The sequence below is a fragment of the Cellulosimicrobium cellulans genome (genome assembly GCF_016921195.1).
Lineage (GTDB): Bacteria > Actinomycetota > Actinomycetes > Actinomycetales > Cellulomonadaceae > Cellulosimicrobium > Cellulosimicrobium cellulans_F.
In genome coordinates, this window is sequence record NZ_JAFGYF010000007.1 from 205945 (window position 1) to 230341 (window position 24397).

Sequence of the window (24397 nt, forward strand, 5' to 3'; positions counted from 1 at the left end):
CGGGACCGTGCGCGGGGGCGAGCCCCGCACGGCGGGACCGGCCCGGGCCTGCCGGGAAGCCGCGGGACGGCTGTGCGAGGATGGGGGCCATGAGCATGCACGGTGGTCGTCGATTTCCCGGGCCCGTCACGGGCCCGCGCGACTGACGCGTGCACTCCTCCCGCCTGCGGCGGGACGGACCGGGCCGGGACGGGCGCCCTAGAATGACCGCGACGCGCGCACCAGCGCGCGCCCGCGCGCGCCCCGTGCGCCGCGCCCCGCGAGGCGGCACCCGTCCAGGCCACCACCGAGGTTCCTGCCCTGGTCGTCGCCCGCTCCCGCTGTCCCGCCCTCGCCAGGAAGGCATGCATGTCCAGCCCTGACGCCGACGTCGTCACCCCCGTCACGGGGGACGGCGGCCCGGACACCCCGACCGCTCCCTCCCCGCTCGACGCCGACGCGCTCCAGCGCGCGCTCGACGCCGCCCTCGCCGCGATCGCCGGTGCCGGCGACCTCGACGCGCTCAAGCTCGTGCGTACCGAGCACACGGGGGACCGCAGCGCCCTCGCGCTCGCGAACCGCCAGATCGGCTCGCTCGCGCCCGCCGACAAGAAGACCGCCGGCAAGCTCCTCGGTCCGCTCCGCGGCCGCGTGAACCAGGCGCTCGCCGCGCGCCAGGCCGAGCTCGAGGCCGAGCGCGACGAGCGCGTGCTCGTCGAGGAGGCCGTGGACGTCACGCTCCCGGTCGACCGCGTGCCGTCGGGCGCGCGGCACCCGCTGGAGACGCTCCAGGAGCGCGTGGCCGACTTCTTCGTCGGCCTCGGCTGGGAGATCGCGGAGGGCCCCGAGGTCGAGGCGGAGTGGTTCAACTTCGACGCGCTGAACTTCGGCGTGGACCACCCGGCGCGGCAGATGCAGGACACGTTCTACGTGGCCGGAGCCGACGGCTCCGAGGACGGTGCCGCGACGCCGTCGAACCTCGTGCTGCGCACGCACACGTCGCCCGTGCAGGCGCGCTCGCTCCTGGAGCGCGGCGTGCCGCTGTACGTCGCGTGCCCGGGCAAGACGTTCCGCACCGACGCGCTCGACGCGACCCACACGCCCGTCTTCCACCAGGTCGAGGGTCTGGCGATCGACGAGGGCCTGACCATGGCGAACCTGCTGGGGACGCTCGACGCGTTCGCGCGCGCCATGTTCGGTCCCGAGGCGCGCACGCGGCTGCGCCCGAGCTACTTCCCGTTCACCGAGCCGAGCGCCGAGATGGACCTGTGGTTCCCGCAGAAGAAGGGCGGGCCCGGCTGGATCGAGTGGGGCGGCTGCGGCATGGTCAACCCGAACGTGCTGCGGTCCGTCGGCGTCGACCCCGACGTGTACTCGGGCTTCGCGTTCGGCATGGGCATCGAGCGCACGCTCATGCTGCGTCACGGGATCGCGGACATGCACGACATGGTGGAGGGCGACGCGCGCTTCTCCGCCCAGTTCGGAACGGAGATCTGATGCCCTACGTCGCCATCGACTGGCTGGGCGACCACGTCGACCTGCCCGAGGGGCTCACCGCCGAGCGGCTCGCCGCCGACCTCGTCCGCGTCGGCCTGGAGGAGGAGGCGATCCACGGCGCGGCCGTGACGGGTCCCCTCGTCGTCGGGCGCGTCCTGGAGATGACGCCCGAGCCGCAGAAGAACGGCAAGACGATCAACTGGTGCCTGGTCGACGTCGGGCCGGAGCACAACGCCGCCGAGATCAAGGGCGTCGAGCCCGCCGACATGCCGGCGGGTGGTGCGCGCGGCATCGTGTGCGGTGCCCACAACTTCGCACCGGGCGACCTCGTCGTCGTCGCGCTGCCGGGCTCCGTCCTGCCCGGGCCGTTCCCCATCGCGAGCCGCAAGACGTACGGGCACGTGTCCGACGGCATGATCTGCTCCCAGCGCGAGCTCGGGCTCGGCGAGGACCACGACGGCATCATCGTGCTGCCGCGGCTCGGCTACGCGGCCGAGGACCTCACCCCCGGGCAGGACGCGGTCGCGCTGCTCGGGCTGGGCGACGAGGTGCTCGAGATCAACGTGACGCCCGACCGGGGGTACGCGTTCTCCTATCGCGGCGTCGCGCGCGAGTTCTCGCACTCGACGGGCGCGCGCTTCACGGACCCCGGCCTGCCCGGCTCCCTGCCCACGCCCCCGCCCGCGGCTACGCCCGACGGCTTCCCCGTCGAGGTCGACGACGCGACGCCGGTCCACGGCGTCGTCGGGTGCGACCGGTTCGTCACGCGCGTCGTGCGGGGGATCGACCCCGGGGCGCAGACGCCCGCGTGGATGCAGCGCCGCCTCACGGCGTCGGGCACGCGGCCCATCTCGCTCGCGGTCGACGTGACGAACTACGTCATGCTCGACCTCGGGCAGCCGCTGCACGCGTACGACCTCGAGAAGGTCGCCGCGCCGATCGTGGTGCGTCGCGCGGCGCCGGGGGAGCGCCTCGTGACCCTGGACGACGTCGACCGGACGCTCGACCCCGAGGACCTGCTCATCACCGACAGCCCCGACGGCGCGCGCGGTGCGCGCGTGCTCGGGCTCGCCGGGGTCATGGGCGGCGCCTCCTCGGAGGTCGGTCCGACGACGACGGCCGTGCTCGTCGAGGCCGCGCACTTCGACCCCGTGACCGTCGCGCGCACGTCGCGCCGCCACAAGCTGTCGAGCGAGGCCGCCAAGCGGTTCGAGCGCGGGGTCGACCCGCTGCTGCCCGCCGTCGCGGCGCAGCGCGTCGTCGACCTGCTCGTCGAGCTCGGCGGCGGCACCGCGGACCCCGCCGTGAGCGACCTCGACCGCGTCGCCGCCCCCGCGGCGATCCGCCTCCCGGTCGCCGAGGCCGAGCGCCTCGTCGGCGTGCCGTACACGCTCGAGCAGGTCGTCGGGACGCTCGGGGCGATCGGGTGCACGGTCGACGCGGACGACGCCCCCGCGACGGGCGTCGTCCGCGTGACCCCGCCGTCGTGGCGTCCCGACCTCACCGAGCCCGCCGAGCTGGTCGAGGAGGTCGCGCGCCTCGTCGGGTACGACGAGATCCCGTCGGTGCTCCCGGCAGCGCCGGGCGGCCGCGGGCTCACGCGCGAGCAGCGCGTGCGCCGCTCGGTCGCGCGGGCGCTCGCGGAGGACGGGTTCGTCGAGACGCTGAGCTACCCGTTCGTCGGGGACGCGGAGCTCGACGCGCTGCGCCTGCCCGCGGACGACGTGCGCCGTCGTGCGGTGCGCCTGCTCAACCCGCTCGCCGACGACCGCCCGCTGATGCGCACGGACCTGCTGAGCACGCTGCTGGAGACCACGCGCCGCAACGTCGGCCGCGGGCTGGGCGACGTGGCGCTGTTCGAGATCGGCCTCGTCACGCACCCGCGCCCCGGCGCGCCCGCGGCGCCCGCGCTGCCGGGCGGGGTCCGGCCGAGCGACGACGAGCTCGCGGCGATCGACGCCGCGCTGCCGTCCCAGCCGCGGCACGTGGCCGGCGTCCTCGTCGGTCGCCGCGAGCGCGCCGGCTGGTGGGGACCGGGCCGCGCGGCGGACTGGACCGACGCGCTCCGGGCGGCGCGCCTCGTCGCGGAGCGTGCGGGACTCCGGGGAGACGGCGACGTGACCGTGGTCGCGGACACCGCGCGGGCACCGTTCCACCCGGGGCGCTGCTCGCGCCTCGAGCTCGCGGACGGGACCGTCGTCGGGCACGCGGGCGAGCTGCACCCCAAGGTGGTCGAGAACCTGGGCCTCCCCGCGCGGGCGGTGGCGTTCGAGGTCGACCTCACGGCGCTCGTCGAGGGCTCGTCCGACGCGCCGGTGCAGGCGACGCCCGTCTCGGGCTTCCCCGCCGCCAAGGAGGACCTCGCGTTCGTCGTGGACGCGGACGTGACGGCCCGGGCGCTGCGCGACGCGATCGTCGACGGTGCGGGCGAGCTGGTCGAGGAGGCCGCGCTGTTCGACGTCTTCACGGGCGAGCAGGTCGGCGCGGGGCGCAAGTCGCTCGCGTTCTCGCTGCGGCTGCGCGCCGCCGACCGCACGCTGACCGCCGACGACGTCGCTCGCGTCCGTGCCGGCGCCGTGGCGTCGGCGCGCGAGCGCGTGGGCGCGGAGCTGCGGGCATGAGCGCGCACGGCACGGGCGCCGTCGCGCCTGCGCGGACGGCGCTGGTGACCGGCGCGTCGCGCGGCATCGGCCGCGCGATCGCGGTCGGTCTCGCCGCGGCCGGCCTCGACGTCGCGCTCCTCGCGCGCGACGCCGACCGGCTCGCGGGCGTGGCCGACGAGATCGCGGCGCTCGACGGGAGCGGCGCGGGGCGGGCGGTCGTCGTGACGGCGGACGTCACCGACGCCGCGGCCGTCGCGACTGCTGTCGCCCAGGCGGAGTCCACGCTCGGGGGCGTCGACCTCCTCGTCAACAACGCGGGTCGCGTCGACGCCGAGGTCCCGCTGTGGGAGGCGGACCCGGACGAGTGGTGGGCGATCGTCGAGACCAACGTGCGCGGCCCGTTCCTGCTCGCGCGCGCCGTGGTGCCGGGCATGCTCGCGCGCGGTGGGGGCCGCGTCGTCGACCTCAACAGCGGCGCGGGCTCGCACGACATGGACGGCGCGAGCGCGTACAACGCGAGCAAGACGGCGCTCCTGCGGCTGGGGGCGAACCTCCACCGCTCGGGTCACGCGCGCGGGCTGCGGACGTTCGAGGTCTCCCCAGGCGTGGTGCAGACCGACATGACCGCGTCCATGGTCATGCACGAGGGCCGCACCGAGTGGACGCCGGTCGAGCGCACGGTCGAGATGGTCGTCGCGATCGCCCGCGGCCGGCTCGACGCCTTCTCGGGCGCGTTCCTGCGCGTGACGCACGACTCGCCGGAGTCGCTGCGTGCCGCGGCGGACGAGGCCGCGCGCCGCGGCGAGCCCCTGCCTGGCCCCGACGCGCGCCGGCTGCGTGTGACGCGCTGGGGCGCGGACGACCCGATGCCGGGAGAGCTGCCGAGCCGCTGACCCTTGGCGGCGCCTCGCTCGGCGCGCCGCGACGCCGCACCCGCAGCGCCGCCCGACCCGTACGGTCGGGCGGCGCTCGCGCGTCCGGGACGAGGGCGAGACGAGATCACCCGCGATCTGGTTGAAACTTCACGCAGTGATCGGGAATGCTGTCCTGGACACCTGACCAGTACCGGGCGGACACCGACGTCGCGGCTCGACGACGCCTGGGAGCGACGCATGACGACCGCACGCCCTGTCCGGCAGTGGAACGGCCTCACCGTTCCCGACGCCGGCACCTACGCGCTGGACGAGGCGCACAAGCGCATCGGGTTCACCGGGATGCACATGATGGTCTCGCCCGTCCGGGGCGAGTTCACCCGGGCGAGCGCGACGATCCTGGTCGGCGAGGACCCCCTCGCGTCGGCCGTGACGGCGACCATCGAGACGGCGAGCCTCACGACCCACCACGAGGAGCGCGACGCGCACCTGCGCAGCCCCGACTTCCTCGACGTCGACGCGTACCCGACGATCGAGTTCCGCAGCACGTCGGTCGACTGGCACGGCGAGCAGCAGGACCAGATCCTCGCGTGGGCACGGCTGCGCAACCGCTCGCCCGAGCGGGCAGAGCTCTCGCAGGACCGTGTGCAACCCCGGGCCGCACAGGGACGGTTCCTCGTCCACGGGCTGCTCACCGTCCGGGGTGTCACCCACCGGACGGTGCTGTCGATGCAGTACGGGGGCGCGCGCCGCGACCCCTACGGCCGGGACATCTTCGGCTTCCACGCCGCGGGAGAGATCGACCGCGAGAGCTACGGCCTGGTCTGGAACGTGCTCCTCGAGACCGGCGGCTTCCTCGTGGGCAAGAAGATCGGTCTCGAGATCGCGGGCGAGGCGATCCTCCAGGCCTGAGGCGTCCCGCGGGACGAGTCGAGCACGCGAGACGCGCGGCGCAAGACCGGGCTCGGGCGTCCGGCCCGCAGGACGTAGCATGGCGAGCGACACGGGGTGCCCCGCCACGGGGCTGAGATGAGACCCGTCGAACCTGCTCTGGCTCGTACCAGCGAAGGGATGTCCGGCGATGACGCTCGCCCTGCCCCAGCACGACCCCGCCTCCCGCCCCGCGACCGTCCCCGTACCCGGGTCCCCAGGGGCACCCGGCGGGCCCTCCCGGCCGCGCGTCCTGTCGGTCGCCGGCACCGATCCCACCGGGGGAGCGGGCATCCAGGCCGACCTCAAGGCCTTCGCCGCGCACGGCGCCTACGGGATGGCCGTGACGACGGCGCTCGTCGCGCAGAACACGCACGGCGTGCGCTCCGTGCACGTCCCCGGCCCCGAGTTCCTGCGCGAGCAGCTCGACGCGGTGTCCGACGACGTCGAGATCGACGCCGTGAAGATCGGCATGGTCGCCGACGAGCCGAACGCGCGCGAGATCGGGGCGTGGCTCGACGCGCTCGCCGCGACCCGGACCGACGCCGGGATCTCGCGGCCCTGGGTCGTGCTCGACCCCGTCATGGTCGCCACGTCGGGGCACCGCCTGCTCGATCCGGGCGCGGAGCAGGCCGTGCGCGACCTCGCCGCGCGGGCCGACGTCGTGACGCCCAACCTGCCCGAGCTCGCCGTCCTCGCGGGACGCGCCGTCGCGACGACGTGGGACGGGGCTCTGGACCAGGCTGCGTCGTACGCGGCGGCGAGCGGCGCCGTCGTGCTGCTCAAGGGCGGCCACCTCACCGGCGCGACGTCACCCGACGCCCTCGTCGAGCCCGCCACGGTCCCGGGCGCCGCGCCCAGGGTCACCACGTTCGAGGCCGCGCGCGTGGACACACCGCACACCCACGGCACCGGGTGCTCGCTCTCCGCGGCGCTCGCGGCCCTGCGCCCCCAGCGCGCGGGCTGGGTGGAGGCCGCGCGCGACGCGAAGGAGTGGCTCACCGGAGCGCTGCGCGCCGGCGCCGCGCTGCAGGTCGGGACGGGCCGCGGTCCGGTCGACCACCTGCACGCCGTGGCACCCGTCGCGCCGGCCTGATCTGCCCGCGCGTCAGGCGCGGGTCGTCGGCTGCGCGACGGCGCAGTCGTAGCCGGGCGGCCACCACCGCCAGGTCGCCACGACGTCCTGTGGGGCGACGTCGGCGGGACGGTCGGCGACGCACGCGTCCGCCTGCTGGCGCACCCCGACGGTCACCCAGTAGACGGCGAGGGCCGCGGTGAGCAGGACGGCGAGGACCGTCACGGTGCGGCGCAGCGCGGGGGATGGGCCGCCGCCGGACCCGCCCTCCTCGCCCGGCCGGGGCGGCACCCAGTCCCAGCTCACGCGGTGCCCTCGGGGCGGAGGAGGACCTTGCCCGTGGTCGCGCGGCCCTCGAGCGCCCGGTGCGCGTCGGCGGCGTCGGCGAGCGCGAACGTCGCGCCGATCCGCACGTGCAGCGTGCCGCCCGCGACCGCGCCGAGCACCTCGGTCGCGCGCTCGACGAGCTCCGCGCGCGTCGCGGTGTGGTCGGCGAGCTTGGGTCGCGTGAGGAACAGCGACCCGCCGGCGTTGAGGCGTTGCGGGTCGAACGGCGGGACCTGGCCGGAGGAGCCCCCGTAGAGCACGAGCGTGCCCCGGCGGCGCAGCGACGCGAGCGACGCGTCGAACGTGTCCTTGCCGACCGAGTCGTACACCGCCGCGACGCCCTCGCCGCCCGTGAGCCCGCGCACGACCTCGGGGAGCTCCGCGGTGAGGTCCGCGAACGCCGTGTACTGGATCGCGTGCTCGGCGCCCGCACCGCGCGAGAGCTCCGCCTTCTCCGGCGTCGAGACCGTCGAGATCACGTGCGCGCCCCGCGCGACGAGCATCTGGGTCAGGAGCAGCCCGACGCCGCCCGCGCCCGCGTGCACGAGCACGCGGTCGCCCGGGCGGACGGGGTAGGACGACGTGCACAGGTAGTGCGCGGTGAGGCCCTGGAGCGCGACGGCGGTCGCGTCCTCGAGCGAGACGGCGTCCGGCACGTGCAGCGCCTGCGCGGCGTCGACGAGGACGAGGTCCGCGTACGACCCGGGCGCCTCGGTCCACACGACTCGGTCGCCGACGGCGAACCCCTCGACGCCCTCGCCGACCTCCGCGACGACGCCCGCCCCCTCGCTCCCGACGACGTGCGGGTACTCCATCGCGTACACGCCGGAGCGCTTGTACGTGTCGATGAAGTTCACGCCCGCCACCGCGGAGCGGACGAGGAGCTGCCCGGGACCCGGCGACGGGTCGGGCAGCTCGGTGTGGTCGAGGACCTCGGGGCCGCCCGCCGCGCGGGCCACGATCGCGTGCATGGCCCCAGCCTAGGGTCGTGCGGCGGTCGCGGCCGCCGGCCGGACGGCCGCGGCGCGGGACGCCGTCCCGACGGCCGTGTCGTCCCCGACGAGGCGCGGCGGTCGCGCGTGCCCGGCCGTGGCGTGCCAGCGCCCGAACCGGCGCTCGACGTGGACCGGGTGGTCGAAGCAGCGCGTGACGTGCTCCGTGACGAGCACGTCCTGCGCGGCTCCGGCGACGACGACACGGCCGTGCGCGAGCAGGAGCGCGTGGCTCGTCGTGGTCGGCAGCTCCTCGAGGTGGTGCGTCACGAGCACGGAGGCGACGTGCGGCCGGGTCGCGCGCACGGCGTCGAGCGTCTCGAGGAGCTGCTCGCGCGCGGCCACGTCGAGTCCCGTGGACGGCTCGTCGAGCAGCAGGAGTGCGGGGTCGGGCAGGAGGGCGCGCGCCACGAGCGCGCGCCCCCGCTCGCCCTGGGAGAGCGTCGGCCAGGGGTCGTGCGCGCGGTGCGCGAGACCGAGGTCGGCGACGAGACCTCGGGCGAGGGCGACCTCGTCCGAGGTCGGCTGCCAGCGCGGGCGCCAGTCGACGGTCCCCGTGAGGCCGGTCAGGGTCACCTCGAGCACGGTCAGCGGCGAGCGCAGGTCGTGACGCGGGTCGACATGACCGATGCGGCGGTGCAGCGTCTGGATGTCCACGCGGCCCAGGCGCTCGCCGAGCACGTGGACCGTGCCCCGGGTCGGGTGGCGGCGCGCCCCGCAGAGCCCGAGGATCGTGCTCTTCCCGGCGCCGTTGGGTCCCAGGAGCGCCCAGTGCTCGCCCGCCCGGACGTCGAGGTCGACACCGTCGAGGATCGCGCGCCCGTCGCGCACCAGGTCGACGCCGCGCAGGGACAGGACCGCGGCGCTCACCGGTCACCGCCCGCCGCCCGGGGGCCGCGCCCGGCGACCTCGGCGTGGACGGCCGCGAGATGCTCGCGCGCCGCCGCGGACGCGCGCGCCGCGTCGCGGTCGCGCACCGCGTCGAGGATCGCCTCGTGCGCGTCCTGGTCGTGCCGGTGCGCCTCGCCCGCGCGGTCGAGGTCGACCATCGCGACCATCGCGCGACGCAGGCGCGGCACGAAGGTCGCGAACAGCTCGCCCAGCACGACGTTGTGCGCGGCGTCGACGACCGCCCGGTGGAAGACGAGGTCCGCGTCCACGTACTCGGCGGCCGACGACGTCGCCGGGACCTGCCCGCGGCGCGCGAGCGCCGTCGTCATCGCGCGGAGGTCGGCGGGGGTACGGCGCGTGGCGGCGAGGCCCGCGGCCTCGGCCTCGAGCGCGGCGCGCACCTCGAGCACGTCCACGATCTCGCCGCGGCGCAGCACCTCGTCCCAGTCGTCCGCGGTGTCGGTCGACACGACGTAGACGCCCGACCCCTGCCGACTGTCGAGCACGCCGCGTCCCGCGAGCTGGCGGATCGCCTCGCGGACGGTGGAACGCCCGACGCCGAGCTCGGTCGCGAGCGCCTGCTCGCCGGGCAGCCGGTGGTCGAGGGGCCAGACGCCGGAGCGCACGCGGTCGAGCAGTAGCTCGGCCGCCTGGTCCGCGAGGGGGCGCCGATGCAGCGCGGTCATGGAAACCTCTCAGGTTGTCTGAGGACTTGTTCGGCGCTAGCGTACCCGGCATGTCCTGGACGGCGCTCCTCCTTCGCCGCCACGGCGGGGTCTGACCGGACCGGCACCCCGCCGTGGGGATCCGTCGCGCGCCGGTCGCCCACCGCCCCGTGCTCACGGGGTGCGACCCGAAGGACAGCCATGACCCTTGTCAGCACCTCCACGCCCGCCCCCGCTCGCGGTACCACGGCGTGCGTTCCGCCCTGGAATCGCCAACGGCCCTCGCGCATGCCCTCGTCCCGCTACGCCGACGTCCACGCGCGGGTCGAGGTGCCGGACCTGCCCGACCGCCGGTGGCCCTCCCGACGCCTCACCCAGGCGCCGCTGTGGGTCCCGGTCGACCTGCGCGACGGGAACCAGGCGCTCGCGGAGCCGATGGACCCCGCGCGCAAGCGCCGCTTCTTCGACCTGCTCGTCGCGATGGGATACACCGAGATCGAGGTGGGCTACCCGTCGGCGTCGCAGACCGACTTCGACTTCGTGCGCCTGCTCGCCGAGACCGACCTCGCGCCCGAGCACGTCACGGTCGTGGTGTTCACCGCCGCGCGGGCCGACCTCGTCGCGCGCACGTTCGAGGCGGTGCGGGGCCTGCGCAACCCCGTCGTCGTCCACGTGTACACCGCGACGGCGCCCGTGTGGCGCGACGTCGTGCTCGGCCGCGACCGCGAGGACCTCGCCCGCCTCATCACCGACGCGGGGACCGACGTGCTGCGCCACGCCGGCGACGACCCGCGCGTCCGCTTCGAGTTCTCGCCCGAGGTCTTCAACCTCACCGAGCCCGACTACGTGCTGGACGTGTGCGACCGCATGACGACGCTCTGGGACGCGACGCCGCAGCGCCCCGTGATCCTCAACCTGCCCGCGACCGTCGAGGTCGCGACGCCCAACGTCTACGCCGACCAGATCGAGTACATGGACCGCCACCTCGCACGGCGCGACTCCGTGATCCTCTCCGTCCACCCGCACAACGACCGCGGGACCGGCGTCGCGTGCGCCGAGCTCGCCGTCCTCGCCGGGGCGCAGCGCGTCGAGGGATGCCTCTTCGGCAACGGCGAGCGCACCGGGAACGTCGACCTCGTGACCCTCGGCCTCAACCTCCACGCGCAGGGCGTCGACCCGATGATCGACTTCTCCGACCTCGACGGGATCCGCGACGTCGTCGTGGCGTGCAACCGGATCGACGTGCACCCGCGCCACCCCTACGTGGGCGAGCTGGTCCACACCGCCTACTCCGGCACGCACCAGGACGCGATCCGCAAGGGCATGGCGCGGCACCGGGCCGACGCGGCGGCCGCAGGCCTCGATCCCGCGGTCGCGCCGTGGCGCGTGCCGTACCTGCCGGTCGACCCCGCCGACCTCGGACGGTCGTACGAGGCCCTCGTCCGCGTCAACAGCCAGTCCGGCAAGGGCGGCGTCGCGTACGTGCTGCACTCCGTGCACGGCCTCGACCTGCCCCGCGGCCTCCAGGTCGACCTCGCGCGCCGCGTCCAGGAGCACGCCGACGCCACCGGCACCGAGGTGACGCCCGACGCCCTCCTCGCGCTCTTCGACGCGGCCTACGCTCGGCCGGGCGCCGTCGAGCCCGTCTCCTGGACGATCCGACGTGCCGACGACGGGACGGAGCGCCTCGACCTCGTGCTCACCGTCGACGGCGCGCAGGTCACCACGTCCGGAACCGGGGCCGGAGCGGTCGACGTCCTGGTCGACGCGCTCGCCCGTCTCGGCCGTCCCGTCGAGATCCTCTCGCTCGCGCAGCAGTCCGTCGGGACCGGCAGCGACGCGACCGCGGTCACCTACCTGGAGCACCGCGGCCCCGACGGCACCCCGCTCTGGACCGTGGGCCGCGACGCGTCCGTCCTGGGAGCGAGCGTCCGCGCCGTCTGCGCGGCGACGGTCTGAGGTCGTCGAGCTCACCGCCCGCGGGACGAGCTGGACGCGTGGCGACGAGAGGCCAGAAGTGGCCCCCGAGCGAGGTCTGATAGGGCCGCTTCTCGCCACTCGGCCGGACCGGACCGCCTGGCTGCCACGGCCCCTGCGGCGACGCGCAGGACGAGCGGTGGGGTCGGACCGTGTGCGAAGGACGTCAAAGGCGCACTCCTAGAACTTCCGGCCGGAAGACCGAGGTGACGGTGCGCCAGTCCAAGCACACGGTCCGACCCCACCGCGGACCCGACCCCGCGGGCAGGAGACCCGACCCACCGCGGACCCGACCACGCGTACAGTCGACGGGACCTTCGACCCGGGCATTGCATAAGTATGTATAGTGATGCATATGACGATCAGAGTCGCGGTCGCGGGTGCGTCCGGGTACGCAGGCGGGGAGACGCTCCGCCTGCTCGCCGGGCACCCGGAGGTGGAGATCGGCGCCGTCACGGCGCACAGCAACGCGGGCACGCTCCTCGGTGAGCACCAGCCGCACCTGCGATCCCTCGCCGACCGCGTGCTGCTGCCGACGAGCGTCGAGCACCTCGTGGGGCACGACGTCGTCGTCCTCGCGCTGCCGCACGGCGCGTCGGGCGAGATCGCGGCGCAGCTCCCGGACGACGTGCTCGTGCTGGACCTCGGCGCGGACCACCGGCTCGAGTCGGCGGGGGACTGGGTCGCGTTCTACGGGTCGGAGCACGCGGGCACGTGGCCGTACGGACTGCCGGAGCTGCTGCTCACGAGCGATGCCGGGGCGGGCGCGCGCGAGACCAAGCAGCGCGAGAAGCTCGCCGGGGTGCGCCGCATCGCGGTGCCTGGTTGCAACGTCACGGCGGTCACGCTCGGCATCCAGCCGGGGATCGCGTCCGGGCTCGTCGAGGCGCGCGATCTCGTCGCGGTGCTCGCCAACGGGTACTCGGGCGCCGGCAAGTCGCTCAAGCCGCACCTGCTCGCGTCGGAGGCGCTCGGGTCGGCGCAGCCGTACGCCGTCGGCGGGTCGCACCGGCACATCCCGGAGATCGCGCAGAACCTGCGGGCCGCGGGCGCACCGGACGTGAGCATCTCGTTCACGCCGACGCTCGTACCGATGTCGCGCGGGATCCTCGCCACGGTGACGGCGCGCCTGTCCGACGACGCCGCGCGCCTCGACCCCGCGGCGCTCGACGCGCGCGTCCGCCGGGCCTGGGAGGACGCGTACGTCGGCGAGCCGTTCGTCCGGGTGCTGCCCGCGGGCCGGTGGCCCACGACGGCGATGACGCTCGGCGCCAACACGGCGCTCGTCCAGGTCGCGGTCGACCACGCGGCGGGCCGCGTCGTCACCGTCACGGCGATCGACAACCTCGTCAAGGGCACCGCGGGCGCCGCGGTGCAGTCCATGAACATCGCGCTCGGCCTGCCGCAGACGGCCGGCCTCACGACCGAGGGGGTCGCCCCGTGACCGTCACCACCCCGCAGGGCTTCCGGGCCGCCGGCGTCGCCGCCGGGCTCAAGTCCACGGGCGGGCGGGACGTCGCGCTCGTCGTCAACGACGGGCCGCTCGACGTCGCCGCGGCCGTCCTCACGACGAACCGCGTGTTCGCCGCACCGGTCGCCTGGACCCGGCAGGCGGTGAGCGACGGGCGCGCGACGGCCGTCGTGCTCAACTCGGGCGGGGCCAACGCGTGCACGGGCCCGGAGGGCTTCGCCGACACGCACCGGACGGCGGAGCACGTGGCCGACGTGCTCGCGACGTCGGCGGGCGACGTGCTCGTCTGCTCGACCGGCCTCATCGGCGTGCGCCTGCCCATGGACAAGCTCCTCGCGGGCGTGGACGCGGCCGCCGCGGCGCTCGCGGACCCGGTCGCCACGGTCGACGGCGGCGGCGACGCCGCGCTCGCGATCATGACGACGGACACCGTGCCGAAGACGGTCTCCGTGGTCCGCGAGACCACGGACGCCACCGCGACCGACGGCGCCGCGACGTGGTCCGTCGGCGGGATGGCGAAGGGCGCGGGCATGCTCGCGCCGGGCCTCGCGACCATGCTCTGCGTGCTGACGACGGACGCCGTCGTCGACGCCGCGACGGCCGACGCCGCGCTGCGGGCCGCGACCCGCACGACGTTCGACCGCGTCGACTCCGACGGCTGCATGTCGACCAACGACACCGTGATCCTCCTGGCCTCGGGCGCGTCCGGCGTCGAGGTCGGGCTCGACGCTCTCACCGACGCCGTCACCGAGGCGTGCGGGTCGCTCGCGCGCCAGCTCGTGGCCGACGCCGAGGGCGCGAGCCACGAGGTGGCCGTCACCGTGGCGGGCGCGTCGAGCGAGGACGCCGCGGTCGCCGTCGCGCGCGCCGTGACCCGCTCCAACCTCTTCAAGACCGCCATCTTCGGCAACGACCCGAACTGGGGCCGCATCGTGTCCGCCGTCGGGACGGTCCCCGAGGACGTCGCCCCCTTCGACGCGCTCCTGCTCGACGTCGCGGTGAACGGCGTCCAGGTGTGCCGGGCCGGGGGAGTGGGCGAGCCGCGCGAGCTCGTCGATCTCGCCGCCGAGCGGGAGGTGCGCGTCGAGATCGACCTGCACGCCGGCTCCGCGAGCGCGACCGTCTGGACCAACGACCTCACGCACGACTACGTCCACGAGAACAGCGCCTACTCCTCATGAGCGACCCCACCACGCCCACGCCCCACCCGGACGACGCCGCGTTCGACACGCGCACGGACCTGCGCCCCGAGCAGAAGGCCGAGGTGCTCGTCGAGGCCCTGCCGTGGCTGCAGGAGTTCGCCGGCGCGCTCGTCGTCGTCAAGTACGGCGGCAACGCCATGGTCGACGACACGCTCAAGGCCGCGTTCGCCGAGGACATGGTGTTCCTGCGCCGCGTCGGGCTGCGCCCCGTCGTCGTGCACGGCGGGGGCCCGCAGATCTCCGCGATGCTCGACCGGCTCGGCATCGAGTCCGAGTTCCGTGGGGGCCTGCGCGTCACGACGCCCGAGGCGATGGACGTCGTGCGCATGGTCCTCACCGGCCAGGTCTCGCGCGAGCTCGTCGGCCTGATCAACGCGCACGGCCCGTACGCCGTCGGGCTCTCGGGCGAGGACGGCGGCCTGCTGCAGGCCCAGCGCCGGCACGCGACCGTCGACGGCGAGCCGGTCGACGTCGGGCTCGTCGGCGACGTCGTCGAGGTGCACCCGGCCGCGGTCCAGGACCTGCTCGACGCCGGCCGCATCCCCGTCGTCTCGACGATCGCGCCGGACCTCGAGGACCCGACCCAGGTGCTCAACGTCAACGCCGACACCGCGGCCGCGGCGCTCGCGGTCGCGCTCGGCGCGAAGAAGCTCGTCGTGCTGACCGACGTCGAGGGCCTGTACACGTCGTGGCCGGACAAGGACTCGCTCGTCGCGCAGATCACGCGCTCGGAGCTCGCGGCGCTCCTGCCGTCGCTCTCGGCGGGCATGGTCCCCAAGATGGAGGCGTGCCTGCGCGCCGTCGAGGGCGGGGTCCCCGCCGCGACCGTGATCGACGGCCGCGTGCCGCACTCGACGCTGCTCGAGGTCTTCACCACCCAGGGCAACGGGACCATGGTCGTCCCCGACCCCGCGGGCGCCCCGGTGCCCACGCCCGCCACCACCGCCGGAGGAACCGCGTGAACGCCCTCGACCACCCGACGGGCGCGCCCGCGCCCGCACCGACGAGCGCCGTGGCGACCCCGGCCGACGGCTCCGTCGCGCAGTGGACCGACCGCTACAGCCACGCCGTCATGGACACGTTCGGCCCGCCGCAGCGCGTCCTGGTGCGCGGCGAGGGCGCGTACGTGTGGGATGCCGACGGCAAGCGGTACCTCGACCTGCTCGCGGGCATCGCGGTCAACGCGCTCGGGCACGCCCACCCGACGCTCACGGCGGCGGTCTCGGCCCAGCTCGGCACGCTCGGGCACGTCTCGAACTTCTTCGGCACCCCGACGCAGATCGCGCTCGCCGAGCGCCTGCTCGCGCTCGCGGAGGCGCCCGAGGGGTCGCGCGTGTTCTTCACGAACTCGGGCACCGAGGCCAACGAGGCGGCGTTCAAGATGACGCGCCGGACGGGCCGGACGCGGGTCCTCGCGCTCCAGGGCGGCTTCCACGGGCGGACGATGGGCGCGCTCGCGCTGACGTCGAAGGCCGCGTACCGCGAGCCGTTCGAGCCGCTCCCGGGCGGCGTCGAGTTCGTCGCGTTCGACGACGTCGCCGCGCTCGAGGAGGCCTTCTCGCCCGCCGCGGTGGCGGTCCGCGGCGAGGTCGCGGCGCTCGTCGTCGAGCCCGTGCAGGGCGAGGCCGGCGTGCGCTCGCTCTCGCCGGGCTACCTCGTCGCCGCGCGCGAGCTCACGGCGCGCCACGGCGCGCTGCTCGTGCTCGACGAGGTGCAGACCGGCGTCGGACGCACCGGCTCGTGGTTCGCCTACCAGCAGCCCGAGGTGGGCGGCGGGATCGTGCCCGACGTCGTCACGCTCGCCAAGGGCCTCGGCGGTGGGTTCCCCGTCGGTGCGGTGGTCGCGTACGGCGAGCGCGCCGCGACGCTGCTGGGCCGCGGCCAGCACGGCACGACGTTCGGCGGCAACCCCGTCGCGGCCGCGGCGGCGCTCGCGACGCTCGGCGTCATCGAGCGCGACGGCCTGCTCGAGAACGCGCGGACCGTCGGGGCGCTCCTGCGCGACGGGATCGCCGGGGCCGGGAACCCGCTCGTCGACGGGGTGCGCGGCCGCGGGCTCCTGCTCGCCGTGCAGCTGGCCCGGCCCGTCGCGGCCGACGTCGCGCGCGCCGCGCTCGACGCGGGGTTCGTCGTGAACGCCGTCGCGCCCGACGCGATCCGCCTCGCGCCGCCCCTGATCCTCACGCCCGACCAGGCGCGCGACGTCGTCGCGTTCTTCGCGACGGTCACCGTCCCCGAGGAGCCGGCCGCGTCGGCGCCCGCCCGCGCCGCGTCCGGCACCGCCGACCCCGCACCCACGACCGTCCCCACGACGAGGAGCTCCTGATGGCCCCCCGGCACTTCCTGCGCGACGACGACCTCACGCCCGCCGAGCAGCGTCAGGTCCTCGAGATCGGCCTCGCGTTCCGCGACGACCGCACGTTCCGCCAGCCGCTCGCCGGACCGCAGGGCGTCGCCGTGCTGTTCGACAAGCCGACCTTGCGCACGCAGCTCTCGTTCGCGACGGGCATCGCCGAGCTCGGCGGCTTCCCCGTCGTCGTGGACGGCCGGCTCGCTCAGGTCGGGGTGCGCGAGTCGGTCGCGGACGTCACGCGCGTGCTCGACCGGCAGGCGTCGGCGATCGTGTGGCGCACGTTCGGCCAGGACCGGATCGAGGAGATGGCCGCGATCAGCCGGGTCCCGGTCGTCAACGCGCTCACCGACGACTTCCACCCGTGCCAGATCCTCGCGGACCTCCTGACGATCGCCCAGCTCCGCGGCGGGACGGGGGCGCTCGCGGGCCAGACGCTCGCGTACGTCGGCGACGGCGCGAACAACATGGCGCACTCCTACCTGCTCGGCGGCGCGACCGCGGGCCTGCACGTGCGGGTCGGGACGCCGGACGGGTACCCGCCGCACCCCGTCTTCGTGGCCGACGCCGAGCGGATCGCCGCCGAGACCGGCGGCTCCGTGCTCGTCACGTCCGACCCGGTCGAGGCCGTCGCGGGCGCCGACGTCGTCGCGACCGACACGTGGGTGTCGATGGGGGACGAGGCCGAGGCCGAGCAGCGCGCGCTCCCCTTCGTGCCCTACCAGGTGAACGACGACCTCCTCGCGCACGCGAAGGAGGACGCGATCGTCCTGCACTGCCTGCCCGCGTACCGCGGCAAGGAGATCACCGCGGAGGTCATCGACGGACCGCGCTCGGCCGTGTGGGACGAGGCGGAGAACCGGCTGCACGCGCAGAAGGCGCTGCTCACGTTCCTCCTGGAGCGGTCGTGACCGAGGCCCGCACGGCGACGACCAAGACGGCGCGCCACGCGCGCATCGCCGAGATCGTGCGCCGCACCGAGATCCACTCGCAGGCCGAGCTTGCGCGCGAGCTGGAGCGCGAGGGGCTCTCGGTCACGCAGGCGACGCTCTCGCGCGACCTCATCGAGCTGCGCGCCGAGAAGGTGCGCGGCGCCTCGGGCGCGCTCGTGTACGCCGTGCCGGGGGAGGGCGGGGACCGCAGCGTGCAGACCGCGGAGTCGCCCGAGTACCTCGCGGCCCGGCTCGCGCGGCTGTGCTCGGAGATGCTCGTCTCGGCAGAGGCGTCCGCGAACCTCGTCGTGCTGCGCACCCCGCCCGGCGCGGCGAACTACCTCGCGTCCGCGATCGACCACTCGGTGCTCCCGCACGTGCTCGGCTGCATCGCGGGCGACGACACGATCCTCGTCATCGCGCGCGACCCCGACGGCGGCGCCGACCTCGCGCGGCGCTTCCTCGAGCTCTCGGGGCCCCACGGCGGGCCCGTCCCCGGCACGCCGGACTGACCGCCGTCGGACCACGCCCCGCGCGGCCGTGGCGCCCTGCGAGACTGGACCCCGGACCCCACCCGCACGTCACAGAAAGAGACCGTCATGACTGAACGCGTCGTGCTCGCCTACTCGGGCGGCCTGGACACGTCGGTGGCCATCGGCTGGATCGCCGAGGCCACGGGCGCCGAGGTCGTCGCCGTCGCGGTCGACGTCGGCCAGGGCGGGGAGGACCTCGAGGTCATCCGGCAGCGCGCCCTGGACTGCGGCGCCGTCGAGGCGTACGTCGCCGACGCGCGCGACGAGTTCGCCGCCGAGTACTGCATGCCCGCGCTCCGCGCGAACGGCCTCTACCTCGACCGGTACCCGCTCGTCTCGGCGATCTCGCGCCCGGTCATCGTCAAGCACCTCGTGCGCGCCGCGCGCCAGCTCGGCGCGACGACCGTCGCGCACGGCTGCACCGGCAAGGGCAACGACCAGGTCCGCTTCGAGGTCGCGACGACGTCGCTCGCCCCCGAGCTCAAGACCATCGCCCCCGTGCGCGACCTCGCGCTGACGCGCGAGAAGGCCATCGAGTACGCCGAGAAGCACTCCCTGCCCATCGCGACGACCAAGCACAACCCGTTCTCGATCGACCAGAACGTGTGGGGCCGCGCGGTCGAGACGGGCTTCCTCGAGGACATCTGGAACGCGCCGACCAAGGACGTCTACAACTACACCGACGACCCGACGTTCCCGCCGGTCGCGGACGAGGTCGTCGTGACGTTCGAGCAGGGCGTCCCGGTCGCGCTCGACGGCGTCGCCGTGACCCCGCTGCAGGCGATCCAGGAGATGAACCGCCGCGCCGGCGCCCAGGGTGTCGGGCGCATCGACATCGTCGAGGACCGCCTCGTCGGGATCAAGTCGCGCGAGGTCTACGAGGCGCCGGGCGCGATCGCGCTCATCACCGCGCACCAGGAGCTCGAGAACGTCACCCTGGAGCGCGAGCAGGCCCGCTTCAAGCGCGGCGTCGAGCAGCGCTGGACCGAGCTCGTCTACGACGGCATGTGGTTCAGCCCGCTCAAGCGCTCGCTCGACGTGTTTATCGACGACACGCAGCGATACGTCTCCGGCGACGTGCGCCTCGTGCTGCACGGCGGGCGCGCGACCGTCACGGGCCGACGCTCGGAGGCGAGCCTGTACGACTTCAACCTCGCGACGTACGACGAGGGCGACTCGTTCGACCAGTCGCAGGCCAAGGGATTCATCGAGATCTACGGTCTCACCGCGAAGCTCGCCGCCGCGCGCGACGAGAAGTTCGGCAACGGTGTGGACCTCGGGGCAGGAGCACTGTGAGCACGCACGACCAGCAGGGACCGGAGACCACCGCCTCCGTCGAGGACGGCGCGGCGGCGGCGGCCGACGGCGGGGGAGGGCGCGTGAGCCTGTGGGGCGGCCGCTTCGCCGGCGGCCCCGCCGACGCGCTCGCCGCCCTGAGCAAGTCGACGCACTTCGACTGGCGCCTCGCGGGCCAGGACGTCGCGGGCTCGAAGGCCCACGCGAAGGTCCTGCACGCCGCCGGGCTGCTCGACGACGACGAGCTCGACGGCATGCTCGCGGCGCTCGAGCGCCTGCGCGAGGACGTCGCGTCGGGCGCGTTCGTCGCGGCCGACGACGACGAGGACGTGCACACCGCGCTCGAGCGCGGTCTCATCGAGCGTGCCGGGCCCGAGCTCGGCGGCAAGCTGCGCGCGGGCCGCTCGCGCAACGACCAGATCGCGACGCTCACGCGCATGTACCTGCGCGACGAGGCACGCACGATCGCGGGCCTCGTGCTCGACGTCGTCGACGCGCTGATCGAGCAGGCCGCCGCGCACCCGGGTGCGGCCATGCCCGGCCGCACGCACCTCCAGCACGCTCAGCCGGTGCTCCTCGCGCACCACCTGCTCGCCCACGCGTGGCCGCTGCTGCGCGACGTCGACCGGTTCATCGACTGGGACGTGCGTGCCGCGCGCTCGCCCTACGGGTCGGGGGCGCTCGCGGGCTCGTCGCTGGGCCTGGACCCGGCGGCGGTCGCCGCCGAGCTCGGGTTCGACGGCCCGGTCGAGAACTCGATCGACGGCACCGCGTCCCGCGACGTCGTCGCGGAGTTCGCGTTCGTCGCCGCGATGCTCGGGGTCGACCTCTCGCGGCTCGCGGAGGAGGTCATCCTCTGGGCGACCAAGGAGTTCGGCTTCGTGCGCCTGCACGACTCGTACTCCACGGGGTCGAGCATCATGCCGCAGAAGAAGAACCCCGACGTGGCCGAGCTCGCGCGCGGCAAGGCGGGCCGCCTCATCGGCGACCTGTCCGGCCTGCTCGCGACGCTCAAGGGTCTCCCGCTCGCGTACAACCGCGACCTCCAGGAGGACAAGGAGCCGGTGTTCGACCAGGTCGACACGCTCGAGGTGCTCCTGCCCGCGTTCTCCGGCATGGTCGCGACGCTCGAGTTCGACACCGAGCGCATGGCGTCGCTCGCGCCGCAGGGGTTCTCGCTCGCGACCGACGTCGCCGAGTGGCTCGTGCGCCAGGGCGTGCCGTTCCGCGTCGCGCACGAGGTCGCCGGCGCGTGCGTGCGCGTGTGCGAGGAGCGCGGCATCGAGCTGTGGGACCTCTCCGACGACGACCTCGCGGGCATCTCCGAGCACCTCACGCCGGGCGTGCGCGACGTGCTGAGCGTCGAGGGCTCCCTCGCGTCGCGCGACGCCGTGGGCGGCACGGCCCCCGTCCGGGTCGCCGAGCAGCTCGACGCGGCGAGGGAGCGCTCGGCCGAGTACCGCTTCTGGGCCCAGGGCTGACGGTGCCCGCGCCGGAGGCTCGTGCGTGAGCGTCGACCAGGGGGTCCTCGCGGACCTCGTGCGCCGCGTGCGCGACGCCGTCCCGCGCCTCGGCCCGTCGTCCCGGCCGGGCGACGGGGCCGCGGGAACCAGCGCGACGCCGTCGGGCACGCGGCTCGTGGTGGTCGACGGGCCGGCCGGCTCGGGCAAGACGACGCTCGCCGCGCAGCTCGCGGACGCGCTGCCCGCGCAGGTCCTCCACATGGACGACCTGTACGAGGGCTGGCGCGGGCTCGAACCGGCCTGGGACCGTCTCGCGAAGTGGGTCCTCGACCCTCTCGCCCAGGGCCGGACGGGGCGGTACCGCCGGTTCGACTGGCACCTCGACCGCTTCGCCGAGTGGCACGACGTCGCCCCGGCGCCCTACCTGGTCGTCGAGGGCTGCGGCGCGGGCCGCCGCGAGGCGGACGGCGTCGCCGCGTTGCGCGTGTGGGTCGAGGCCCCGGACGACGTGCGGCTGCGCCGGGGTCTCGACCGGGACGGCGAGGAGCAGCGTGCGCACTGGCTCGCCTGGATGGCGGACGAGCGCGAGCACTACGCGCGCAACGCCTCGCGCGAGCGCGCCGACATCGTGCTCGACGGCTGGGGGAACGTCGTCCGTGCGAGCGGCCGTCGGGGCTCGCGTGACGGTGGCGAGGCGTAGATTGCCGACGACGGAAGGTGGTGCGATGGCGACGGACGCGGTGACGCAGACGAACGGGGAGGCACGCGTCGTCGGGCCGTGGGACGTCGCGGCCCGAGGCTGGTACGCGCGCGACGTGCACGAGGTCGCGCGCGACCTCCTGGGGTCGTTCCTCACGCGGCGCAGCGCGGACGGTGACGTCACGCTGCGGATCACCGAGGTCGAGGCCTATGACGGCGAGCGCGATCCGGGGTCGCACGCTTTCCGCGGACGGACGGAACGCAACCGCGCGATGTTCGGCGAGCCCGGCCGGCTCTACGTGTACCGGCACCTCGGCCTGCACCACTGCGTCAACGTGGTCTGCGGGCCGGTGGGCCGCGCCTCCGCCGTCCTGCTGCGCGCGGGTGAGGTGACCGACGGCGTCGACCTCGCGCGGTCGCGCCGGCTCGCCGCGGGGCGGTGCGACTCGGACCGCCAGATCGCCCGGGGTCCCGCGCGCCTCGCGGTCGCGCTCGACCTGGACCTGCGCCAGTACGGCGCGGAGCTGACGGACCCCGAGGGCGAGCTCGTGCTGCACCGCGCGGCCGCCGGGTCGCTGCGCCCGGCGATCGCGACGGGCCCGCGCGTCGGCGTCTCGGGTGACGGGGGAGACGGAGACCTGTACCCGTGGCGCTACTGGCTCGCGGGCGACCCGACGGTCTCGGCCTACCGCCGTGTGAGCGCCAGGGCGCGGTGACCGCGCGGTCGGGCCGCGCGGGCGGCCGCGACGGCGTCGGGTCCGCCGGACGCGCCGGCCGTCCGGCGGGCGGTGGCCGACGGCGGTCGCGCGGCACGGCAGACTAGGACCCGCCGCCTGCACGGGCGGCGACGCACGTGCCCGGACCGTGGGCACCTGACGAAGGAGCAGAAGTGAGCGACGTTCTCGACGAGCTGCAATGGCGAGGCCTGGTGGCGCAGTCCACCGACGAGGCCGCGCTGCGCGCCGCGCTGGCCGAGGGCCCGATCACCTATTACTGCGGCTTCGACCCGACGGCGCCGAGCCTTCATCACGGCCACCTCGTGCAGCTCGTCGTGCTGCGTCACCTCCAGCTCGCGGGCCACCGCGCCGTGGCGCTCGTGGGCGGGGCGACGGGGATGATCGGCGACCCGCGCCAGTCGGGCGAGCGGGTGCTCAACACCAAGGAGACCGTCGCGGAGTGGACCGAGCGGCTGAAGTCGCAGGTCTCGCGCTTCCTCGACTTCGAGGGCGAGAACCCGGCCCGGCTCGTGAACAACCTCGACTGGATCTCCGAGCTGTCGGCGATCGACTTCCTGCGGGACGTCGGCAAGCACTACCGGCTCGGCACGATGCTCGCGAAGGACACCGTCGCGCGCCGCCTGCGCTCGGAGGAGGGCATCAGCTTCACCGAGTTCAGCTACCAGATCCTCCAGGGGATCGACTTCCTCGAGCTGTACCGCCGGCACGGTGTGTCCCTCCAGACGGGCGGCAACGACCAGTGGGGCAACCTGCTGTCAGGCGTCGAGCTCATCCGCAAGACCGAGGGCGCGGCCGTGCACGTGCTCACGACGCCCCTCATCACCAAGGCCGACGGCACCAAGTTCGGCAAGACGGAGGGCGGGGCGGTCTGGCTCGCGCCCGACATGATGAGCCCGTACGCCTTCTACCAGTACTGGCTCAACGCCGCGGACGAGGACGTGGTGGGCTGGCTGAAGATCTTCACGTTCCGCACGCGCGAGGAGATCGCCGAGCTCGAGGCCGCGGTGCGCGAGCGGCCGGGGGCGCGCGAGGCGCAGCGCGCGCTCGCCTCGGACGTCACGACGCTCGTGCACGGGGCGGAGGCGACGGCGTCCGTGATCGCTGCGAGCCAGGCGCTCTTCGGCCGGGGCGAGCTCGTCGGTCTGGACGCGGAGACCCTGGGCGCTGCGGTCGCCGAGCTGCCGCGCACGACGGCGCGGGTGGGCGACCCCGTCGTCGACCTGTTCGCGGGTTCCGGGCTCGTCGCCTCGAAGGCAGCCGCGCGTCGTGCGGTGGCCGAGGGCGGGGCGTACCTCAACAACGTCAAGGTGACGAGCGAGGACGCCGTCCTCGCGGCGGACGACCTGCTGCACGGGCAGTACGCCCTCCTCCGCCGGGGGAAGAAGACCCTCGGGGTCGCCGTGGCCGACGGCGCCGCAGGCTGAGCAGCCGCCTCGCCGCGAGGACGAAGGGGCCGGACCGCATGGAGCGGTCCGGCCCCTCGTCGTCACGTCGCTGCGCACCGAGCGCGGGCCGCTCGTCCGGCACTGTGGGGGCGCAGGACGGGCGTGCCGAGCCGGCGCCGAGGGTGCGCAACGCACGGATTTGGCACCCGCGCGGAGCGCGTGTAGTGTTCTCGACGTTCGCCCGGCAGGGAGGAACGGACACCGAGTCTCGATCGCACGAGACGGTGGCTGGTCCCCCGGGCGGTACCCCCTCGAGAAGGACGCGGAGCCTCGTGCGCCGTCACACGATCGAGGCTGCTGGTTCCCCGGCTTTCTCCGCTCGAAGCACCGAGTTGGAGGGGGCGTCGAGGACCTGGTAGAGTGGAGAAGTTGCCCCAAGCGAGGTTCTGCCCGGTCGGGTGGTGCTGAGTTGGTGTGTGTCGGTTGTTTGAGAACTCAACAGTGTGCTTGTTAGTCAATGC

Annotated in this window: 21 protein-coding genes and 1 riboswitch; of the genes, 17 read left to right on the forward strand and 4 right to left on the reverse strand. The window is 74.9% G+C overall.

All coding sequences use genetic code 11. From position 1 onward, the window contains the following. The first annotated feature begins 348 nt into the window (after positions 1–348). The 5 genes from pheS to thiD all read left to right on the forward strand — a co-directional run bounded on the left by pheS (position 349) and on the right by thiD (position 6977). Positions 349–1476: a phenylalanine--tRNA ligase subunit alpha gene (gene pheS / locus JN535_RS15450; protein WP_205206456.1), complete on the forward strand. Its 1128-nt coding sequence runs from the start codon at positions 349–351 to the stop codon at positions 1474–1476. Beyond that, complete coding sequence (pheT, locus tag JN535_RS15455; RefSeq protein WP_205206457.1) at positions 1476–4097, forward strand: phenylalanine--tRNA ligase subunit beta; 2622 nt, start codon at positions 1476–1478, stop codon at positions 4095–4097. Before pheS ends, pheT begins: the two co-directional genes overlap by 1 nt. After that, positions 4094–4972, forward strand: coding sequence for an SDR family oxidoreductase (locus JN535_RS15460; RefSeq protein ID WP_205206458.1), 879 nt, complete (start codon positions 4094–4096; stop codon positions 4970–4972). Before pheT ends, JN535_RS15460 begins: the two co-directional genes overlap by 4 nt. A 219-nt stretch (positions 4973–5191) precedes the next feature. Next, positions 5192–5863 carry a YceI family protein gene (locus tag JN535_RS15465; RefSeq protein WP_205206459.1) on the forward strand — a complete coding sequence of 224 codons (672 nt, stop codon included), beginning with the start codon at positions 5192–5194 and terminating at the stop codon, positions 5861–5863. 82 nt (positions 5864–5945) lie between these two features. Beyond that, positions 5946–6040: riboswitch (TPP riboswitch) on the forward strand. Further along, a complete protein-coding gene (gene thiD / locus JN535_RS15470) occupies positions 6033–6977 on the forward strand; it encodes a bifunctional hydroxymethylpyrimidine kinase/phosphomethylpyrimidine kinase (protein WP_205206460.1) in 945 nt (314 codons plus the stop codon). (Overlaps the previous riboswitch by 8 nt.) A gap of 12 nt (positions 6978–6989) precedes the next feature. On the opposite strand, the gene JN535_RS15475 is transcribed toward thiD, so the two are convergent. Genes JN535_RS15475 through JN535_RS15490 form a run of 4 tightly spaced genes read right to left on the reverse strand, consistent with a single transcriptional unit; the run spans position 6990 to position 9852 of the window. Continuing rightward, positions 6990–7262, reverse strand: coding sequence for a hypothetical protein (locus JN535_RS15475; RefSeq protein ID WP_205206461.1), 273 nt, complete (start codon positions 7260–7262; stop codon positions 6990–6992). Further along, positions 7259–8254 (reverse strand): quinone oxidoreductase family protein, encoded by a 996-nt coding sequence (locus tag JN535_RS15480; protein ID WP_205206462.1) that lies wholly within the window; start codon positions 8252–8254, stop codon positions 7259–7261. The genes JN535_RS15475 and JN535_RS15480 overlap by 4 nt, the downstream gene beginning before the upstream one ends. Positions 8255–8263: 9 nt before the next feature. Continuing rightward, positions 8264–9145 carry an ABC transporter ATP-binding protein gene (locus tag JN535_RS15485; RefSeq protein ID WP_205206463.1) on the reverse strand — a complete coding sequence of 294 codons (882 nt, stop codon included), beginning with the start codon at positions 9143–9145 and terminating at the stop codon, positions 8264–8266. Next, the gene (locus JN535_RS15490; protein WP_205206464.1) at positions 9142–9852 is read right to left on the reverse strand and encodes a FadR/GntR family transcriptional regulator; all 711 of its coding nucleotides are present in this window, start codon (positions 9850–9852) and stop codon (positions 9142–9144) included. The genes JN535_RS15485 and JN535_RS15490 overlap by 4 nt, the downstream gene beginning before the upstream one ends. Positions 9853–10119: 267 nt before the next feature. Here JN535_RS15490 and JN535_RS15495 point away from each other — a divergent pair, with 267 nt between their 5' ends. From JN535_RS15495 to tyrS, 12 genes are all read left to right on the forward strand, one after another. Beyond that, positions 10120–11790: a 2-isopropylmalate synthase gene (locus tag JN535_RS15495; RefSeq protein ID WP_205206465.1), complete on the forward strand. Its 1671-nt coding sequence runs from the start codon at positions 10120–10122 to the stop codon at positions 11788–11790. A 367-nt stretch (positions 11791–12157) separates the two neighbouring features. Continuing rightward, positions 12158–13252, forward strand: a complete 1095-nt coding sequence (gene argC / locus JN535_RS15500; protein WP_205206466.1) for an N-acetyl-gamma-glutamyl-phosphate reductase — start codon at positions 12158–12160, stop codon at positions 13250–13252. After that, positions 13249–14460, forward strand: coding sequence for a bifunctional glutamate N-acetyltransferase/amino-acid acetyltransferase ArgJ (argJ, locus tag JN535_RS15505; protein WP_205206467.1), 1212 nt, complete (start codon positions 13249–13251; stop codon positions 14458–14460). The genes argC and argJ overlap by 4 nt, the downstream gene beginning before the upstream one ends. After that, positions 14457–15443: an acetylglutamate kinase gene (gene argB / locus JN535_RS15510; RefSeq protein ID WP_205206468.1), complete on the forward strand. Its 987-nt coding sequence runs from the start codon at positions 14457–14459 to the stop codon at positions 15441–15443. The genes argJ and argB overlap by 4 nt, the downstream gene beginning before the upstream one ends. Before the next feature lie 110 nt (positions 15444–15553). Beyond that, the gene (locus JN535_RS15515; RefSeq protein WP_205206495.1) at positions 15554–16807 is read left to right on the forward strand and encodes an acetylornithine transaminase; all 1254 of its coding nucleotides are present in this window, start codon (positions 15554–15556) and stop codon (positions 16805–16807) included. Next, positions 16807–17742: an ornithine carbamoyltransferase gene (argF, locus tag JN535_RS15520; protein ID WP_205206469.1), complete on the forward strand. Its 936-nt coding sequence runs from the start codon at positions 16807–16809 to the stop codon at positions 17740–17742. Before JN535_RS15515 ends, argF begins: the two co-directional genes overlap by 1 nt. Then, on the forward strand, positions 17739–18275 hold the full coding sequence (locus tag JN535_RS15525) for an arginine repressor (protein WP_043655538.1): 537 nt from the start codon (positions 17739–17741) through the stop codon (positions 18273–18275). The genes argF and JN535_RS15525 overlap by 4 nt, the downstream gene beginning before the upstream one ends. A gap of 87 nt (positions 18276–18362) precedes the next feature. Further along, positions 18363–19592: an argininosuccinate synthase gene (locus JN535_RS15530; RefSeq protein ID WP_205206470.1), complete on the forward strand. Its 1230-nt coding sequence runs from the start codon at positions 18363–18365 to the stop codon at positions 19590–19592. Next, on the forward strand, positions 19589–21073 hold the full coding sequence (gene argH, locus JN535_RS15535) for an argininosuccinate lyase (protein WP_205206471.1): 1485 nt from the start codon (positions 19589–19591) through the stop codon (positions 21071–21073). Before JN535_RS15530 ends, argH begins: the two co-directional genes overlap by 4 nt. A gap of 25 nt (positions 21074–21098) precedes the next feature. Then, on the forward strand, positions 21099–21755 hold the full coding sequence (locus JN535_RS15540; protein ID WP_205206472.1) for a uridine kinase family protein: 657 nt from the start codon (positions 21099–21101) through the stop codon (positions 21753–21755). Positions 21756–21780: 25 nt separating this feature from the next. Next, positions 21781–22470 (forward strand): DNA-3-methyladenine glycosylase, encoded by a 690-nt coding sequence (locus JN535_RS15545; RefSeq protein ID WP_205206473.1) that lies wholly within the window; start codon positions 21781–21783, stop codon positions 22468–22470. Positions 22471–22643: 173 nt separating this feature from the next. Continuing rightward, positions 22644–23915 (forward strand): tyrosine--tRNA ligase, encoded by a 1272-nt coding sequence (gene tyrS, locus JN535_RS15550; RefSeq protein ID WP_205206474.1) that lies wholly within the window; start codon positions 22644–22646, stop codon positions 23913–23915. Positions 23916–24397 lie beyond the last annotated feature (482 nt).

Excerpts from the sequence above, each read along its gene's own strand:
- pheS (WP_205206456.1), top strand. The coding sequence starts at position 349 with ATGTCCAGCCCTGACGCCGACGTCGTCACCCCCGTCACGGGGGACGGC.
- pheT (WP_205206457.1), top strand. The coding sequence starts at position 1,476 with ATGCCCTACGTCGCCATCGACTGGCTGGGCGACCACGTCGACCTGCCC.
- JN535_RS15460 (WP_205206458.1), top strand. The coding sequence starts at position 4,094 with ATGAGCGCGCACGGCACGGGCGCCGTCGCGCCTGCGCGGACGGCGCTG.
- JN535_RS15465 (WP_205206459.1), top strand. The coding sequence starts at position 5,192 with ATGACGACCGCACGCCCTGTCCGGCAGTGGAACGGCCTCACCGTTCCC.
- thiD (WP_205206460.1), top strand. The coding sequence starts at position 6,033 with ATGACGCTCGCCCTGCCCCAGCACGACCCCGCCTCCCGCCCCGCGACC.
- JN535_RS15480 (WP_205206462.1), bottom strand. The coding sequence starts at position 8,254 with ATGCACGCGATCGTGGCCCGCGCGGCGGGCGGCCCCGAGGTCCTCGAC.
- JN535_RS15490 (WP_205206464.1), bottom strand. The coding sequence starts at position 9,852 with ATGACCGCGCTGCATCGGCGCCCCCTCGCGGACCAGGCGGCCGAGCTA.
- JN535_RS15495 (WP_205206465.1), top strand. The coding sequence starts at position 10,120 with ATGCCCTCGTCCCGCTACGCCGACGTCCACGCGCGGGTCGAGGTGCCG.
- argC (WP_205206466.1), top strand. The coding sequence starts at position 12,158 with ATGCATATGACGATCAGAGTCGCGGTCGCGGGTGCGTCCGGGTACGCA.
- argB (WP_205206468.1), top strand. The coding sequence starts at position 14,457 with ATGAGCGACCCCACCACGCCCACGCCCCACCCGGACGACGCCGCGTTC.
- JN535_RS15515 (WP_205206495.1), top strand. The coding sequence starts at position 15,554 with ATGGACACGTTCGGCCCGCCGCAGCGCGTCCTGGTGCGCGGCGAGGGC.
- argF (WP_205206469.1), top strand. The coding sequence starts at position 16,807 with ATGGCCCCCCGGCACTTCCTGCGCGACGACGACCTCACGCCCGCCGAG.
- JN535_RS15530 (WP_205206470.1), top strand. The coding sequence starts at position 18,363 with ATGACTGAACGCGTCGTGCTCGCCTACTCGGGCGGCCTGGACACGTCG.
- JN535_RS15545 (WP_205206473.1), top strand. The coding sequence starts at position 21,781 with ATGGCGACGGACGCGGTGACGCAGACGAACGGGGAGGCACGCGTCGTC.